Annotated in this window: 15 protein-coding genes; 8 read left to right on the forward strand and 7 right to left on the reverse strand. The window is 71.6% G+C overall.

What is annotated here, in order from left to right; all coding sequences use genetic code 11:
* Positions 1-95 precede the first annotated feature (95 nt).
* Both ACFY2X_RS05715 and ACFY2X_RS05720 read right to left on the reverse strand, forming a co-directional pair.
* On the reverse strand, positions 96-395 hold the full coding sequence (locus ACFY2X_RS05715; protein ID WP_389932784.1) for an AzlD domain-containing protein: 300 nt from the start codon (positions 393-395) through the stop codon (positions 96-98).
* The gene (locus ACFY2X_RS05720) at positions 392-1120 is read right to left on the reverse strand and encodes an AzlC family ABC transporter permease (RefSeq protein WP_389932787.1); all 729 of its coding nucleotides are present in this window, start codon (positions 1118-1120) and stop codon (positions 392-394) included. Before ACFY2X_RS05720 ends, ACFY2X_RS05715 begins: the two co-directional genes overlap by 4 nt.
* Before the next feature lie 253 nt (positions 1121-1373).
* Between ACFY2X_RS05720 and ACFY2X_RS05725 the strand changes: the two genes are divergently transcribed.
* Positions 1374-2270: a LysR family transcriptional regulator gene (locus ACFY2X_RS05725; RefSeq protein WP_389932790.1), complete on the forward strand. Its 897-nt coding sequence runs from the start codon at positions 1374-1376 to the stop codon at positions 2268-2270.
* Between the two features lie 59 nt (positions 2271-2329).
* Here the strand turns inward: ACFY2X_RS05725 and ACFY2X_RS05730 are convergent, their stop codons facing one another.
* The 3 genes from ACFY2X_RS05730 to ACFY2X_RS05740 all read right to left on the reverse strand — a co-directional run bounded on the left by ACFY2X_RS05730 (position 2330) and on the right by ACFY2X_RS05740 (position 5191).
* The gene (locus ACFY2X_RS05730; protein ID WP_389932793.1) at positions 2330-3013 is read right to left on the reverse strand and encodes a response regulator; all 684 of its coding nucleotides are present in this window, start codon (positions 3011-3013) and stop codon (positions 2330-2332) included.
* The gene (locus ACFY2X_RS05735) at positions 3013-4206 is read right to left on the reverse strand and encodes a sensor histidine kinase (protein ID WP_389932796.1); all 1194 of its coding nucleotides are present in this window, start codon (positions 4204-4206) and stop codon (positions 3013-3015) included. The genes ACFY2X_RS05730 and ACFY2X_RS05735 overlap by 1 nt, the downstream gene beginning before the upstream one ends.
* A 115-nt stretch (positions 4207-4321) precedes the next feature.
* Positions 4322-5191 carry a RecB family exonuclease gene (locus ACFY2X_RS05740; RefSeq protein WP_389932799.1) on the reverse strand — a complete coding sequence of 290 codons (870 nt, stop codon included), beginning with the start codon at positions 5189-5191 and terminating at the stop codon, positions 4322-4324.
* Positions 5192-5359: 168 nt separating this feature from the next.
* Between ACFY2X_RS05740 and ACFY2X_RS05745 the strand changes: the two genes are divergently transcribed.
* The 4 genes from ACFY2X_RS05745 to ACFY2X_RS05760 all read left to right on the forward strand — a co-directional run bounded on the left by ACFY2X_RS05745 (position 5360) and on the right by ACFY2X_RS05760 (position 10106).
* A complete protein-coding gene (locus ACFY2X_RS05745; RefSeq protein ID WP_389933681.1) occupies positions 5360-6448 on the forward strand; it encodes a site-2 protease family protein in 1089 nt (362 codons plus the stop codon).
* Between the two features lie 169 nt (positions 6449-6617).
* A complete protein-coding gene (locus ACFY2X_RS05750; protein WP_389932802.1) occupies positions 6618-8153 on the forward strand; it encodes a hypothetical protein in 1536 nt (511 codons plus the stop codon).
* 11 nt (positions 8154-8164) lie between these two features.
* A complete protein-coding gene (locus tag ACFY2X_RS05755; RefSeq protein WP_389932805.1) occupies positions 8165-8602 on the forward strand; it encodes a hypothetical protein in 438 nt (145 codons plus the stop codon).
* Positions 8603-8666: 64 nt separating this feature from the next.
* Positions 8667-10106: an FHA domain-containing protein gene (locus tag ACFY2X_RS05760; protein ID WP_389932808.1), complete on the forward strand. Its 1440-nt coding sequence runs from the start codon at positions 8667-8669 to the stop codon at positions 10104-10106.
* Between the two features lie 223 nt (positions 10107-10329).
* On the opposite strand, the gene ACFY2X_RS05765 is transcribed toward ACFY2X_RS05760, so the two are convergent.
* The gene (locus ACFY2X_RS05765) at positions 10330-12345 is read right to left on the reverse strand and encodes a cation:proton antiporter (RefSeq protein ID WP_389932812.1); all 2016 of its coding nucleotides are present in this window, start codon (positions 12343-12345) and stop codon (positions 10330-10332) included.
* Between the two features lie 132 nt (positions 12346-12477).
* Between ACFY2X_RS05765 and ACFY2X_RS05770 the strand changes: the two genes are divergently transcribed.
* Positions 12478-13266 carry a serine/threonine-protein kinase gene (locus ACFY2X_RS05770; protein ID WP_389932814.1) on the forward strand — a complete coding sequence of 263 codons (789 nt, stop codon included), beginning with the start codon at positions 12478-12480 and terminating at the stop codon, positions 13264-13266.
* Here the strand turns inward: ACFY2X_RS05770 and ACFY2X_RS05775 are convergent.
* Positions 13248-13847, reverse strand: coding sequence for a TetR/AcrR family transcriptional regulator (locus tag ACFY2X_RS05775; RefSeq protein ID WP_389932817.1), 600 nt, complete (start codon positions 13845-13847; stop codon positions 13248-13250). The two genes, ACFY2X_RS05770 and ACFY2X_RS05775, sit on opposite strands and share 19 nt — an antisense overlap.
* 79 nt (positions 13848-13926) lie before the next feature.
* On the opposite strand from ACFY2X_RS05775, the gene ACFY2X_RS05780 reads away from it, so the two are divergent.
* Together ACFY2X_RS05780 and ACFY2X_RS05785 are read left to right on the forward strand one after the other, a co-directional pair.
* Complete coding sequence (locus ACFY2X_RS05780) at positions 13927-14865, forward strand: carbohydrate kinase family protein (RefSeq protein ID WP_389932819.1); 939 nt, start codon at positions 13927-13929, stop codon at positions 14863-14865.
* Between the two features lie 82 nt (positions 14866-14947).
* The gene (locus ACFY2X_RS05785) at positions 14948-16171 is read left to right on the forward strand and encodes an aminotransferase class III-fold pyridoxal phosphate-dependent enzyme (protein WP_389932822.1); all 1224 of its coding nucleotides are present in this window, start codon (positions 14948-14950) and stop codon (positions 16169-16171) included.
* Positions 16172-16212: the final 41 nt, after the last annotated feature.

Genomic DNA, 16212 nt, shown 5'->3' on the forward strand with positions numbered 1-16212 from the left:
GGATCCGGCCGACTCCGGTCGGCTGTTCTCGACCGGGGCCCCGCTGGGAGGCGCAGGCAGGTGCCGAGGACGCCGGGGCCGGTTCGCGGACCTCGTCAAAAGCCTGCGGCGGCCGAAAGGGCTCCGGCGGCGGTCCCCAGGAGCACGCCGGGAAGGAATCCGAGGCGGCGGGCGGTCACCCCCGCCACGATGACGGCGAGAATCAGGCGCGGTCCCGGGCGGCCACCGGGCGCGGCCTGGACGATCACGACGGCGGCCAGCAACGCCACCGGCAGCAGGGCGGTGAACAGGTTCCACCGTCCGTCAGCCTCGCCCCGGGCGGCCGTGCTCACCCCGCCCAGCCGGAGCAGGTAGGTCACGACGGCCAGCCCCGCGATGAACAGCGCGACCCTCATGCCGGCCTCACCGTGAACGGGACGGCGGCCAGCGCGGCCAGGAGGACGGGCAGGCCCGGTGGCAGCCACCACGACGCCACCAGCGCCAAGGCGCCCGCTCCGGTGGCGACGGCCAGGTCGCGCCGGGTGCGGAGCAGGGGAGCCAGCAACGCCGCGAAGGCCGCCGCGGCGGCGCCGTTCACCGCCTCACGCGCACCGGCGGGCAGCGCCGAACCGAGCACCGCCCCGGCGCCCGTGCCGCCCACCCAGCCGGCGAACAGCAGCGACCCGACCACCAGGAACGTCCGCCTGCGCGCGGCCGGGGCCTGGCGCGTCACCGCGGCCGCCACCGACTCGTCGGAGACCAGGTGCGCGGCGAGCCACCGGCCCCACCGGGTCCGGAAGACGTCGCCGAGCGCCAGGCCGAAGGCGGTCAGCCGCAGGTTGACCAGCGACGCCGCGACCACCGCCGCCACCAGCGATCCGCCGTCCAGCCCGGCGGCCCAGGACGCCCCGCCCGCCGCTCCCGGGCCGGCGCCGCTCAGGGCGGACAGCCCGACGATCTGGCTGCCTCCGGCGTGCACCGCCACGCTGGCCAGCACCGCTTCCCAGGCCGACCAGCCCTGATCCACCGCGGCCGCGCCGAACACCGCGGAATAGGTGGCCGCTCCGGCCGCCGCGCCCAGCGCGAGCCCGAGATCTGACCGTATGCCGCTTCGCCCGCTCGGTTCCGGGCGCGCAGTCACGCGACCCGCCGGTCCGGGGCGGATTGGGGTGGGTTCCGGGGTTGGGGGCGTGCGGTCGGCCGGTTTGGGGCGGACCGCGGCGGGTTCCGGGGGCGCGGTCGCGTGGCCGGCGGGTTTCGCGCCCGGAGTCCGGGCGTCGCCTTCGGCCGCCCGCGCGTTCGGCTGATCTGTCATGGGTCGATACTCGGCGAGAGGGCCCGAGGCAGCTCAATAGTTTCCGGCTATGCCGATAGCCGATGGCTATTCTGGCCGGGTGGACCTCACTCTGCCGGCCGTACGGGCATTCGTCGCCGTCGCCCGCGCCGGTTCGTTCCGGGACGCGGCGACCTCGCTGGGAGTCAGCCAGCCGACCGTGAGCGCCGCCGTGAAACGCCTGGAGGCCGTCGCCGGGCGGCCGTTGCTGTTCCGCGACCGCGACGGCGTGCGCCTCACCGAGATGGGCGGCAAGGTACTGGCTCACGCGGAGGTGGTGACGGCCGCCGCCGGCGAGCTTGAGGCCCTGCTGGCCGGGGAGGATCCCGGACTGACCGTGGGTTTCATGGGTGAGGCGGCCGGCGCGCGCACCTCCCGGCTGCTCGACGGAGTACGGCGAGTCTCCGGCAGGGAGGTACGGCTGCGCCGCTTCGACTTCGACGACCCGGCCTGCGGCCTGCTGTCCGGGGCCACGGACCTGGCCGTGGTGTGGCCGCCGCTGGCCACCGGCGAGGTCGTGGACGTGCTGGTCCTCGGCAGCGACCGGCGGGCCGTCGCCGTGCCGGTCGGCGACCCCCTGGCCAGGCTGGCCGTGGCCGGTCCCGCCGACCTGGAGGGCCGGGTCTGGGTGGTGCCCCGCAGCCCCGACCAGGTCTGGCGGGCCTTTCGCCACCCGAGCTCTGTCGGTGTGACGGACGTCGCGGCCGAGGTCGGGTCCGGCGCGATCGAGGAGACCCTGGAGCTGGTCGCGGCCGGCCGGGGCATCGCCCTGCTCTCGCAGAGCACTGATGAGCACTACGCCCGTGCGGGAGTGGCGTTCGTCCCGCTCTCCGACGACCGCAGGTGCACCACCGCCGTCGCCTGGCGGCGCGCCGACACCCGGCCGGTGCTCACCCGGATCATCGAGGAGCTCAGGGAAGGGGCATCTGAGGTGGCCGGCGAAGGGCGCGCGGGGTGATCAGGGGAGGGCGTCCGGTCAGGGGAGGGCGCCCGGGGCGGTCAGGGGAGGGCATCTGGTCAGGGGAGGGCGCCCGGGGTGATCAGGCCGGTCTCGTAGGCGAGAACCACCGCCTGGACGCGGTCGCGCAGGCCGAGCTTGGTGAGCACGTTGCCGACATGGGTCTTGACCGTCGTCTCGCTCACCACGAGTGAGGCGGCGATCTCGGCGTTGGACATGCCCTTGGCGATCAGCCGCAGCACCTCCAGCTCACGCTCGGTGAGCCGGTCCAGTCGCGCCGGGGTGGACTGCTGGTGGGCGGGAGGCAGATGCGCCCCGAACCTGTCCAGCAGCCGCCGGGTGACGCTCGGCGCGACGATGGCGTCCCCCGCCGCGACCACCCGGATGGCCTGCACCAGCTCGTCCGGCGGGACGTCCTTGAGCAGGAAGCCGCTGGCTCCGGCGCGCAACGCCTCCACGATGTATTCGTCCAGGTCGAAAGTGGTCAGCACCAGCACTTTGGGCACGTGGACTCCGCCGACGGCCTCCCTGACGATCCGGCGGGTCGCCTCGATGCCGTCCACGCCCGGCATCCGGATGTCCATCAGCACCACGTCGGGCAGCAACGCCCGCGACTGGTCCTGGGCTGCCTTGCCGTCCCCGGCCTCGCCGACCACGGTGACGTCCGGCTCGGCTTCCAGGATGAGGCGGAAACCGGTGCGCAGCAGTGGCTGGTCGTCCACCAGCAGCACTCTGATCGTCATCACACCTCTTTGAGGGGAAACCGGGCATTGACCTCGAATCCGCCCTCTGGGCGCGGGCCGACTCTCAGGATTCCACCATAGAGGGCGACACGTTCGCGAATGCCCACCAATCCGTGGCCGGTCCGGTCACCGGCGGAGCGGGGAGGCTTCGGGCCTTTGCCGTCGTCCTCGACCTGGACGGCCAGCTCGCCCGGCCCGTGCCGCACGGTCACCCAGGCCTGGGCCCGTGGTCCCGCGTGCCGCAGGCTGTTGGTCAGCGCCTCCTGGACCAGCCGGTAGGCGGCGAGGTCGACGCCGGGTGGCAACTGCCCTCGCTCACCCTCGATCCACAGCCGCGTCCGCAGGCCCGCCTCACACATCTGATCGACCAGCGCGGGAATCTCCTGCACTCCCGGCTGGGGATTCCGCTCGGCGGGCGCCGCGTCGGTCCTGAGGACGCCCACGATGCTGCGCATCTCCGCCAGCGCGGTCCGGCCCATCTCCTCGATCGCCGACAACGCCTCCCGGGCCCCGTCGGGGTTGGTGGCCAGCACCCGGCGCGCCGCGGAGGCCTGGACGGTCATCACGCTCACGTGGTGGGCGACCACGTCGTGCAGCTCACGGGCGATGCGGGAGCGCTCCTCGGCCCTGGCCGCCCGGGTGTCGGCCTCCCGGGCGCGTTCCGTGCGCTCGGCCCGGTCACGCAGCTCGGCCAGGTAGGCCCGGCGCAGCCGTACGCTCCTGCCGGTGATCCACAGAGTCGTGGCGGAGACGGCCACGAACAGGTGGGCCATCCAGTCGCCGGACTGCCCGGTCGCCACCGCGGAGAGGGAGTGACAGGCGAAGCTCAGCGTCAGCGCGCACAGGCTGAGCGCCAGACCGCGATGGGCGGCGACCGTGTAGACCAGCACCAGCGCGGCGACCCAGAGCAGGGAGCCGTGCTGGGACAGCGAGGCCAGCGTCAGGACGGTAAGGCTGATCAGGGAGAGCATCAGGAACGGCCGGCGGCGGCGCAACGTCAGAAGCAGGCAGCCGGCCACGATCAGGACGAGGCCCGGGGCGTCCGGTTCGTTCAGACCGGCCGTGTCGCGAAAGGGAAAGGTGACATAGGCGCAGGGCACCGCGACGACCGCCAGCAGCGCCGCCAGGAGTGCGTCGGGGATCAGCGGGTGCCGGTGGAACCAGGCCCGCAGCCGGCCGGGGGTGTTGCGCACACAATCAATCTAGGCGGCCCACCTCCGCAGCCACCCTGCTGCAGGGGGATATCGCCCTCATCCCCACGGATGACCCACCAGACCCGCCGGGCCCGCGCCTCGCCCGACCGGACGCTCAGAGGTCGTCGGTGGCGGCCATGGGCATGCGGCGGGTGCTGCGCACGGTGTCGCCCGGCTGCCGCTCGGGCAGCGGCGGGGGAGTGCCGCCGAACTCCGGGCACAGCTCCTTGTGACTGCACCAGTCGCACAGACGGCTGGGCCGCGGGGGCCACTCACCGGTCTCCATCGCCCGCTCGATGGCCGTCCACAGGGCCTGCACCTTGCGCTCGGTGGCGAGCAGGTCGGCTTCGTCCGGGGCGTAGCGCAGGACCTCGCCGTCGCCCCCGAGATACATCAGTTGGAGCAGGCGGGGCACCGAGCCGCGCAGCCGCCACAGCGTCAGAGCGTAGAACTTCATCTGGAACAGGGCCCTGGCCTCGAAACCGGCCCCTGGAGCGCTGCCGGTCTTGTAGTCGACCACGCGGATCTCGCCGGTGGGCGCGACATCCAGCCTGTCGATGTAACCGCGCAGTATCAGGCCGCTGTCGAGCACCGCCTCCACATACAGCTCCCGCTCGGCGGGCTCCAGGCGGGTGGGGTCTTCAAGGGTGAAGTAGCGCTCCAGCATGGAGCGGGCCTGGGCCAGCCACCGGGTCTGCTCCTGCTCGTCGGCGAACATGTCGCGGTAGGCGGGCTCCTCGGCCAGCAGTTTGTGCCACTGGGGCTCCAGCAGCTCCAGGGCCGCCGCGACCGTGCGCGCCGGGGCGGGCAGGTCGTAGAGGCGCTCCAGCACCGAGTGGACCATGGTGCCGCGCACCGCGGCGGGCGACGGCGGCTCGGGCAGCCGGTCGACCACTCGGAACCGGTAAAGCAGCGGGCACGTCATGAAGTCACCGGCGCGGGACGGCGACAGCGCTCCGACGATCGTTGGCTCGGTCACTGACATGCCCGAACTGTAGGCCACGGTGGCGACAGTTTGGGACCAAGGTGGTCTCGTGGCGTCTGCGGGCGGCGTGATGGCGCGTAGCATCGAGGCTTGAAGGCGGAGTGAACGAGAAGTGGTGAGCCAGCGGTGAGCAGCGAGAGCCCGCGCCAGGGCAGTCCGGGACTGCGGATGGGACAGCCGTTCGGCATCCCGGTGTATGTCTCCCCGACGTGGTTCATCGTGGCGGCGTTCATCACGATCACCTTCCAGGGGGTCGTGACCGCCCAGCTGCCCGAGCTGAGCACCCCGATGACCTACCTCGTCTCGTTCGTCTTCGCGGTGCTGCTGTATGTGTCGGTGCTGCTGCACGAGCTGGCGCACTGCGTGCTCGCCAGGATGTACGGCCTGCCGGTCCGCCGCATCACGCTCTACTTCCTCGGCGGGGTCTCCGAGATCGAGCGCGAGCCGGAGACGCCGGGCCGGGAGTTCATGGTGGCCTTCGCCGGGCCGCTGCTCTCGCTGGGGCTGGCCGGGCTCGGGTTCGTCGCCTACCGTTTCGTCGAGCCCGACACCATCCTCGGGGTTCTGATCTTCCAGCTCTGGCTCGCCAACCTGATGGTCGGAATCTTCAACCTCCTGCCCGGGCTGCCGCTCGACGGCGGTCGCATGCTGCGTGCCGGGGTGTGGAAGGTGACCAGGAACCCGGGCTCGGGCACGATCGCGGCCGCCTGGGTGGGCCGGGGGCTGGCCGTTCTCCTGATCGCCTGGCCCGTCGGCCTGGCGCTGATGAGCGGGCAGACACCCGGGAGCATGCTCATCTGGTCGGTGCTGCTGGCCTCCTTCATCTGGTTCGGCGCCACCCAGGCGCTGCGCGGCGCCCGGGTACGGGCCCGCATCCCCCAGGTGAGCGCCCGCGCCCTGGCCAGGCGGGCCATCGCGGTGACCGGTGACGTGCCGCTGGCCGAGGCTCTGCGCCGGGCCACGGAGGCCCAGGCGGGGGCGATGGTGGTGGTGGACCACGAGGGGCGCCCGACGGGGATCGTCAACGAGGTCGCGGTGGAGGCCACCCCGCAGAGCCGCCGCCCGTGGGTGACGGCCGGTTCGCTGTCGCGCAGCCTCGAACCTTCGCTGGTGCTGGCCGCCGACCTGTCGGGGGAGTCCCTGATCGACGCCATGCGCGAAGCGCCCGCGGGGGAATACCTCCTTGTGGAGCGCAACGGCGATGTCTTCGGGGTGCTGGCCACATCGGACGTGAACCGGATGTTCAGCGGTGTTTGAGCCGGCGGGGCGAACCACGGGTGGTCTTCGGGCGTCTGACTGATTGCATGCGAAAACGATCGGGAAGAGCGAAGATCACCCCCGTTTGTCCCACTCGTTTTCGGTGCGTACCACGACTAGTGTTCTGGTCAACTGAACCGGTTGGCCATGGAGCTAAGGGACGCATCAATTGGCACCCCCCAACACGCCGGCCTCGACCGGTGACCTCACTCCGGAACTGCTCGGCGCATCCGAGTGGAGCGATCAGCTGGTCGCCGCCGCCGGGATCCCCATGTACGACATTCCGTTTCTCACGGTGGGCGGTGGTATCGGGTCCTTCGTGACGCTCGACTACCTGCGGATCTATGGCGTTCCCACCTCTCAGATGCGCGTGGTGTCCAACATCGACCATCCCTGGCAGACCTACGAGTTCCTGACCAGGTCCTCGCAGATCCCCCGCGGTGAGCGGATCCGCTCCGACTCCGCCTCGCGACCGGACAACATCTGGGGCTTCCCGTCCTACGGCCTGCAGGAGACCTGGAGGGACAAGACCCCGGCCTACCTGTGGCAGCTCCTGACCGAGCCGCTCCTGAACGACTACTGGACACCCCGCGCCGGCACGGTCTTCGAGGGCCTCGAGCGCGAGGCCAGGCGCATCGGCTACTGGGACATGCTGGTCAAGGGCCAGGTCCGGATGGTCCGCCGCCGGGCCGGTGGCGGCTACTTCACCGTGGTCACCCCGCCGGAGGGCACCGCGCCCACCAAGCGCATCATCTTCCGCTCGCGTTTCGTGCATCTCGCGGTCGGCTATCCAGGCCTGAAGTTCCTGCCCGACCTGCAGGAGTTCCGCACCCGGTACAACGACTACCAGCACGTGGTGAACGCCTACGAGCCGCACGAGCAGGTCTACGAGTTCCTCAAGACCCGCCCCGGCACGGTGGTCATCCGGGGTGGCGGCATCGTCGCCTCCCGCGTGCTGCAGCGCCTGTTCGACGACCGGGAGAAGTTCGGCCTGAAGACCCAGATCATCCACATCTTCCGGACATTCGTCACCGGATCCCACGGCCCGCACATCTGGGCGCGCCGCAAGGGCGGCAACGGCTGGGCCTACCAGGGCTTCAACTACCCCAAGTCGGTGTGGGGAGGCCAGCTCAAAGCGCAGATGCGAAAGCTTGAGGGCACCGCCCGCGCGCAGAAGTACAAGGAGATGGGCGGCACCAACACCCCCTACCGGCGGCGCTGGCAGGAGCAGATGCGCGAGGGCCGCAACGGCGGCTACTACCACGCCGTGCAGGGCACCGTGGACAGGGTGGAGCCCACCCCGGACGGGCGGATGGTCAGCTACGTGCGCAGCAACGACGGCATCGTCCGCGAGCCGGTGGCCGACTACATCATCGACTGCACCGGCCTTGAGGCCGACATCTCCGAGCACCGGATCTTCGCGGACCTGCTCCAGCACACCGGAGCCCACCGCAACCCGGTCGGCCGCCTGGAGGTGGAGCGCCACTTCGAGGTGAAGGGGACGGACAGCGGTGACGGCGCCCTCTACGCCTCCGGGTCGGCGACGCTCGGCGGCTACTTCCCGGGCGTCGACACCTTCCTCGGACTGCAGATCGCGGCGCAGGAGATCGCCGACGACCTGGCAAGGCGAGGGTTCGTCCGGAAGATGGGACCGCTGCGCTCGACCTCGCAGTGGTTCAAGTGGGCCTTCAACTCGCCGCTGTAAGGAGTGATCCCGTGGTTCCGACCCTGGTGGGGCGTATCCAGACGCGCCTTTTTCTGCTCGCCACAGTGGGCGTGATCATCACGCTGCTGATCGTTCCGGTGCTGCCGGGCTCCTCCGGGCTGCTCGGCGACCGCTATGTCACCGGGCTGCTGATCCTGGCGGCGGTGGGAGTGATAGGCATCGGCTGGGAATTGATCTATCACTTCCTCATGCAGTTCCGGTGGGAGAAGGACTGGCCGACTCTGTTCGGTTTGCTGACGCTCGTTCCCGAAGGCCTTCTGCTGTACTTTTTGCTACGGTCCGGTGCGATTGATTTCATCGATCCGGTGCCGCCCGCCGCATTCTGGACGCATTTCACCGTCGTGTGGATCTGCATGTGGCTGGTGGCGAACGGGCCGATGCGGGTGCCGTTCATCCGATGGCGTTTTCGGGGAGGGAGAGTTCTGTGACCGCGCGGAGCGAGGGAACCAGTAAGCACAGCACCTCGGTCATGGAACCGACGAAGGAGGTTTCATGACCGGCGAGGGCTTCGGAGTGGTGCGTCCGCTTCCGGGCAACGGGCTGGTCGCCCATGTGGGTGGCCTGCTGCTGGTGTGCGATGCGGCCGAGGCCGTCGTCGAGGGCCTGCTGGGGGCGGTGCGGGAGACCGCGGCCTCGGGCGGCGACGGCCGGGCGCTGGCCCGCCGCGTCGCCCAGGTGCTGGCCGTCATGATGGGTGAGCCCGTGTCGTGCGCCGTCGCCGGTCCCGCGGGCGGGGGAGTGGCCGTGCTGGTCAGCGGCTCGGCGTCCGCGTCGGTCACCGGCTCCGGCGGCGAGATCCACCTGGCCGGGCGGGACGCGCTCACCTGGTCCGACCGGCTGGTGCCCGGTCCGGTGACCCGCGTGGAGCTGCGCCTGCCCGAGGCCGGTGCGGCACACCCGCTCACCCGGCTGGACGGCGGTGTGATCGTCGGCGGCGGCGTCTGGTGCGATCCCACCGAGGCCGGAATGCCGTCGACCGTCCAGCCGTCGGTGTCCCAGATGGAGGCCGCGCCGGCCGTTCAGCGGCCCGCCCCTCCGCTGGAGGCCGCCCGCCAGGCCGAGGCGGCCCCTCCGGTGGCCTCAGCGCCCCCCGAGCGGCCGATGCCCCCGGTGGAGACGGCGCCGCCCGTGCCGCCCGCGCCCTACCCGATGGGTCATCCGGACAGCTATCCGCCGGCCCCCGCCTCGCCGTCCATGCCACCGGAACAGCAGGTTCCCGCGCCACAGGCCTGGCAGCCCGACCCCATGCCGATGCCTCAGCCGCAGGGGCCGGTCTCCGGTCCCATCCCGGTCGTCGCCGCGCCGGAGGAGGTGGAGATCGCCCGGGCCGACGGGCTCGGTGGTGATCCCGTCGATGTCCGCGAACAGCCGTTCGAGTACGAACTGCTGACGCCGGGCGGCTCGCAGGCCGCGCCCGAGTCCCTGTCGCCGGAGCCGGAGCCGGAGGTCGAGTCACGGCCGCTGGTCTACGGGGTCGACTGCAAGAACGACCACTTCAACGACCCGCGCGTGCCCTACTGTGCGGTCTGCGGCATCGCGCTGGTGCAGCGCACGCTCGTCCCCTACAAGGGGCCGCGCCCGCCGCTGGGCGTGTTGCTCCTGGACGACGGCATGACGCTCCGCCTCGACACCGACTACCTGGTCGGCCGTGACCCCGAGCGTGCCCCGGAGGTCGCCGACGGCTCGGTGCGCCCCGCCAAGGTCACCAGCCCCGACGGCTCGGTGTCCCGGCGCCATCTGCGGGTGGCCCTGGACGGCTGGGATGTCAACCTGGTGGACCTGGGCTCGGTCAACGGCACCCAGATTCAGCCGCCGGGCGACCCCAACTTCTATGACATCCCGCCGAACGAGGCGGTGGCGATCCTGCCCGGCACGACCGTGCGAATCGGCGTCTCCCGCACCATGCGTTACGAATCGCACCGCAACCGCTAGGGCGACCGCAGCAGGCGGAAAGATCCACAAAACAGATCCCGGACGGCCGCGACAGGTGAGAGCTCGGGGGAGTGTCCCGTGGACCTCCCCCTTCTGCCCGATGCCCGTACGGCGCCTCACCGCGGAAATCCTGCTTTAGGGCGGGTACGGCATGCGCCGTACCCGCCCTGGCCTTGTTCGGAGCCGGAGCCGGAGCCGGAGCCGGAGGCGAGGGTGGCGCGGGTCAGGCCTGGAGGGCCGGCGCGCGCAGCGCGGCGACGGCAGCGGTCCAGTCCACCGGGTCGGCGTCCTGCTCGGCGCGGACCAGCAGATGCGCGCCGTCCGTGGCGGTGCCGGTGTCGGTGCCGGTATCGGGGGCCACGACCAGCGCGCCGGCGGGGATCGGGCCGGAGCTGGCCGTCACCCCGAGCTTGGCCAGCCGCTGGGCCAGGGCGGAGGCCCGGCTGCCGCCGGTGATGATCAGCGGGAGGTCCCGCAGGAGCGCGAGGGTGAGCGCCACGTGAACGGCGGCGTCGCCGCCTGCGCCGTGGCGCACCGCGATCGGCCCCGCCGGGGACTCGGACGGTCCGGCCTGGTCCGGGGAGTGCGGCGGTGACACCGTCACGACGCGGCAGACGGCGCCGGCGCGGATCTCGGCGTAGCCGGGGACGCCGGCGGGCAGCACCACCAGGTCGGGCTGGGCCCCGGTGACCAGCTCGGGCAGTTCGGCGGCCACGTCGGCGCTGAACCGGCTCACGACCTTGGCCTCCGTGCCGTGCGCGCGGGCGGTGCCGGCGAGGGTCTCCAGGTCGTGGAGGGTCTCGGCCAGTTCGGCGAGTTCGGACGACAGTCCCGTGCCGACCTCCAGGCGGCCCTGCGGGTAGGGCCGCAGATGGGCCAGGACCACCTCGGACGAGGGTTTGGCACGTGCCAAGGTGGCCGTGAGGTCGACCAGCGGCACCTGCTCGGCCGGGGAGTCCGGGACGACGGCCAGCACCTGGTGGGCGGCGATCACGCCGAGGGCGGCGCGTTCCGCCTCGGCGATGTCACGGGCCACGCGCCGCTCGGGATAGATCCTGCGCAGCAGCGGGCCGGTCATCGCGGTGGTGACCAGGGCCATCACCACCATCAGCGAGTACAGCTCGTTGTCGAGCACGCCCTTCTGCAACCCGACGGTGAGGATGACGATCTCGGTCAGTCCCCGGGTGTTGAGCAGGGTGGCGATCGCCCAGGCCTGCCGGTTGGGCAGCCGGGTGCGGGCCGCCGCGTAGGAGCCGAGCAGCTTGCCGCCGATCGCCACCGCCAGGATCGCGGCGAGGGTGCCGAGACTGGACAGGTTCAGCGCGCGGAGGTTGACGTTGAGTCCCGCCATCACGAAGAACATCGGCAGCAGCAACAGCACGGCGAGCTGCTCCAGCCGTGACAGGACCTCGTGGTTGAGCCGTTCGGCGCCCTCGCGGGGCATCACCGCGCCGAACACGAAGGCCCCGAAGATGAAGTGCACGTTCATCCACTCGGTGGCCCAGGCCGAGCCGATGAGGCCGATGAGCACCAGCGAGAGCAGGCCCGGCGTCAGCCGCCCCGCCTTCTCGTAGGTGGGCACCAGCCGGGCCAGCAGCGGCCGGACCACCAGGAACATCAGCAGCGCGTACGGCACGGTGAGCAGGACCTTCCACTGCCCCTCGGCCTCCCCGGCTCCGGCGATGCCCACCACCACGGCGAGGACGGTCCAGGCGAGCACGTCGATCACCGCGGCCGCGGCCAGCGACAGGCCCCCGAGCGTGATGCGGTGCATCCCCCGGTCGGTGAGGATGCGCGCCAGCACGGGGAACGCGGTGGCGGCCATCGCCGCGCCGAGGAACAGCACGAACGGCAGCGTCCTGCCACCGTCCGTGTGGTCGTCGGAGATGGCGAGCGCGAGCGCGCAGCCCAGGACGAACGGCACCACGGTGGAGCCGAGCGCCATGGTCGCCGCGATCCGGCCCTTGCCCCTGACTAGTTTCTGGTCCAGCTCCAGGCCGACGACGAACATGAACAGCACCAGCCCGACGTTGGCCAGGGCCTGCAGCGGGGGGCGCATCTCCGCGCCGAACAGCCGCTCGCCGATCAGGGGGCCGAGCAGGGTGGGCCCGAGGAGGATGCCCGCCACGATCTCGCCGATGACCGGTGGCTGGCCGAGTCGTTTGGCCGCGGCCCCGGCCAGCCGCGCGGCGGCGAGGACGATCACCAGATCGAGTAGAAGCAGATCTACGTGGAGCACTGGCCACACGCTTCCCGTAAGTAATGGAAAACCCCGAGAATGACCATGACGACGTTACCGTGTACGGAACGTCGCCGCGAGCGCCGTCCTCCCCCACGCCCGTGGGGTGAGTCGCATGGAGGGGAGACGTTGGTGGAAGGCATCGCCGACTACGAGTTCATCCGCTCGCTGGGGGCGGGCAACCATGGCGAGTTCTTCCTGGCGAAGAGGCCCGAGCGGCTGCCGGTCGAGGCGGAGCTGGTCGCGGTGAAGGTGGTGGGCGGCACCGGCACCGACGCGTTCCGGCGGGCGACGAGGGAGCTGAAGGCCTTCGCGGCGGTGCGCTCGCCGTACCTGGTGACGCTCTACGACGCGGGCCAGCAGGGCGGGGTGTTCTACTACTCGATGGAGTATCTGCCGGGCGGCTCGCTGGGCCAGCCTGCCGAGCCGCTGTCGCGGGAGAGGGTGCTGCGCTCGATCGCCTGCGCGGCTCACGCCGCGCAGGCGCTGCACGAGGAGGGCATCGTGCACCGCGACATCCGCCCCGGCAACGTGCTGCTCACCGACGCCGGGGGCAAGCTCTCGGATCTGGGCCTGTCGCAGGTGCTGACGCCGGGTGTGACGGTGACCGGGATGGGCGGCATCGGGTCGGTGGAGTTCACCGACCCGGCACTGCTGCAGGGGGACAGGCCCACCCCCGCGGGGGACGTGTGGTCGCTCGGCGCGACGCTGCACTGGGCGGTGACCCGCACCGGCCTGTACGGCGAGCTGCCCACCCACGATCCTCTGCTGACCTTGCGCAAGGTTTACAGCACGCCGCCGTCGGTCCACATGGATCTTGAGCCCGAGCTGTCGGAGCTCGTCCACGCCTGCATCGGGGACGTGGCCAAGCGGCCCACCGCCAGAGGGGTGGCCGACCGGCTTTACGCGCTGGTGACCTGAAGCCGGTCCAGTTCGGCGCCGAGCAGCCTCTCCAGGCGCTCGGCGCCGAGCCGGTCGGGGTAGAGCAGGCGGTGCACGCTCAGCCCGTCGACCAGGGCCAGCAACCGTTCGGCGATGTCGTCGAGGCTCTCCTCGGTGGTGATCTCTCCGGCGTCGGCCGCCGCGCCGAGCAGGCTGCGCACCAGGTAGCGCAGGTCTTCGGCCTCGGCGCGCTGCGCCTGCAGCATCGCCGGGCTGGTCAGGCTCCGGCTCCAGAAGCCGATCTCCAGCCCGCTCTCCCGGACGCGCTCGTCGTCCAGCGGCAGGTTGTCGAGCAGGAGCTCGCGCAGTGCGGCCAGCCCGCCGAGACCGGCCAGCTTGCCCTGCAGGCGCTCCACGATGTGCCGGTGGGAGGAGCGCAGCGCTGACAGCATGATGTCGTCCTTGTCGGCGAAGTAGTGGGTGAGCACGCCGTTGGAGTAACCGGCCTCCCTGGCGATGGCCCTGGTCGTGGCCGCCTCGATGCCTTCGCGCAGGATGATGCGGCGGGTCGCCTCGACGACCTCCTCGCGACGTTCATCGTGATCGACGATCTTCGGCACCTGCTTCCTCCCTGCTTTCTCGTTGACATTTTATTCGGTCGCCCGTCTATTATCGCCTCAGACATGAGGAGGGCTCACTATGACCGTCGTCACCCTCGGGGTGCACATCGTGGACGTGCTCGCCAGACCCGTGGAGTCGATCCCGGACGGGCAGGACACCCACCTGCTGGAGCAGATCCGCATCACCGCGGCGGGCGCGGCCGCCGGGACCGCCGTGGACCTGGCCGGGCTCGGCGTCCCGGTCGCCTCGATGGGAGCGGTCGGCGACGACGAACTCGGTGACTTCCTGGTCATGATCATGGAGCGACGCGGGGTGGACGTCACCGGGATCGTCCGCAAGGCCGGCGAGCAGACCGCCGCCTCGATCCTGCCCATCCGGCCCGACGGCGGGCGCCCGTCCTTCCACGTCCCCGGCGCCAACCTGAGCCTGTCCCCGGCCGATCTCGACCGCGGGCGCCTCCTCGGTGCGGAAGTCGTGCACCTGGGCGGCATGGACGTGACCTGGGGCCTGTACGACCCCGGATTCTTCGCCCTGCTGGACGAGGCGCGGGAGGCGGGCGTGATCGTCACGATGGACCTCCTGTCCAATATGCGGGACCTGATGCAGGGGGCGCGGAGTTTTCTCCCGCACATCGACTACCTGCTGCCCAACGAGGAGCAGGCGCTCATGATGAGCGGCGCGGCCGAGGTGGAGGAGGCGGCGCTCACGCTGCTGGGCGAGGGCCCCAGGGCCGTGCTCGTCACCCTGGGCGGCGAGGGCAGTCTGATCGCCACCGCGTCCGGGATCACCCGCGTTCCCGCCCTCGACGTCCCGGTGGTGGACACCACCGGCTGCGGCGACGCCTACTGCGCCGGGTTCATCGCCGGTCTGGTCGACGGGCGTGACGTCGTCGGCGCGGCCGGGCTCGGCACTGCGGTGGCCGCCCGTGTCGCGGGCGGCCTCGGCTCCGACGCCGGTCTCGACGGGGTTCGGGAGCTGCGCGCGGGGGAGCGGGCGGGCGAGCCGGTGCGCGACTGACGGGCTGACGGTCTCCTGCGTTTCCTCCCGTCCGGGAAGGACGGGGCATCCACACTGTAGGCGCTTGGTGAAAGGGCGACACATGTCCATCGACGCCACCCTCCGGGAACGAGCCGCCAAGGTCGTTCCCGGCGGCATGTACGGCCACCTCAACGCGGCCCTGCACGGTCCCGGCTATCCGCAGTTCTTCGTCGGCGGCCAGGGGTGCCGCCAGCTCGACGCCGACGGCCGCGAGTACATCGACCTCATGTGCTCCTGGGGCCCGATCGTGCTCGGCCACCGCCACCCCGCCGTGGAGGCCGCCGTCGCGGCCCAGCTCGCCGCCGGCGACTGCCTCAACGGTCCGGGCCCCGTCTACGTGGAGCTCGCCGAGCTGATGGTGGAGACCATCCCGCAGGCCGACTGGGTGATGTTCTCCAAGAACGGCACCGACGCCACCACCCAGGCCCTGATGGTCGCCCGTGCCGCCACCGGCCGGACCAAGGTGCTCATGGCCCACGGCTCCTATCACGGGGCCGCCCCCTGGTGCACGCCCGGCCTGTCGGGCACCACGCCCAACGACCGCGCCGACCTGATCGAATACACCTACAACGACCTGGCCAGCGCCGAGGCGGCCGCGGCCCAGGCCGAGGGCGACGTCGCCGCGATCATCGTGACGCCCTTCAAGCACGACTCCTTCGAGGATCAGGAGCTCGCCGCTCCCGCGTTCGCCCAGGGGCTGCGGGCCCTGGCCGACCGGCTCGGCGCCGCGCTGGTGATCGACGACGTGCGCGGCGGCTGGCGGCTCGACCTCGGCGGCTCCTGGGAGACCCTCGGTGTCCGCCCCGACCTGTACGCCTTCAGCAAGGCCATGGCCAACGGCCACCCGATCGCCGCCGTCACCGGCGTGGACTCCCTGCGCGGCCCGGCCCAGACGATCTACTCCACCGGCTCGTTCTGGTTCAACGCCGCCCCGATGGCCGCGGCCAAGGCCACCATCGAGACCCTGCGCGAAATCGACGGCGTCGCCCTGATGGAGCGCGCGGGCACGCGCCTGCGCGAAGGCCTCGCCGCGCAGGCCCGCTCCCACGGCTTCGTGGTCAGCCAGACCGGCCCGGTGCAGATCCCGTGGCTCTCCTTCGAGGGCGACGCGACCCTGGAGAAGGGCATGTTCTGGTCCTCGGCCTGCCTGGAGGAGGGCGTCTACCTCCATCCCTGGCACAACTGGTTCCTGTCGGCCGCCCACACCGACGCCGACATCGACCGGGCACTGCAGGGCACCGACGCCGCCTTCGCCAGGCTCAGGGCCAAGTTCGGCGCTGACTGAGCCCGGTGACGACCGGGACACGGAGCCGGGACACGGAGCCG

Source organism: Streptosporangium sp. NPDC000396 (assembly GCF_042898655.1).
In the GTDB taxonomy this organism is placed as follows: Bacteria; Actinomycetota; Actinomycetes; order Streptosporangiales; family Streptosporangiaceae; genus Streptosporangium.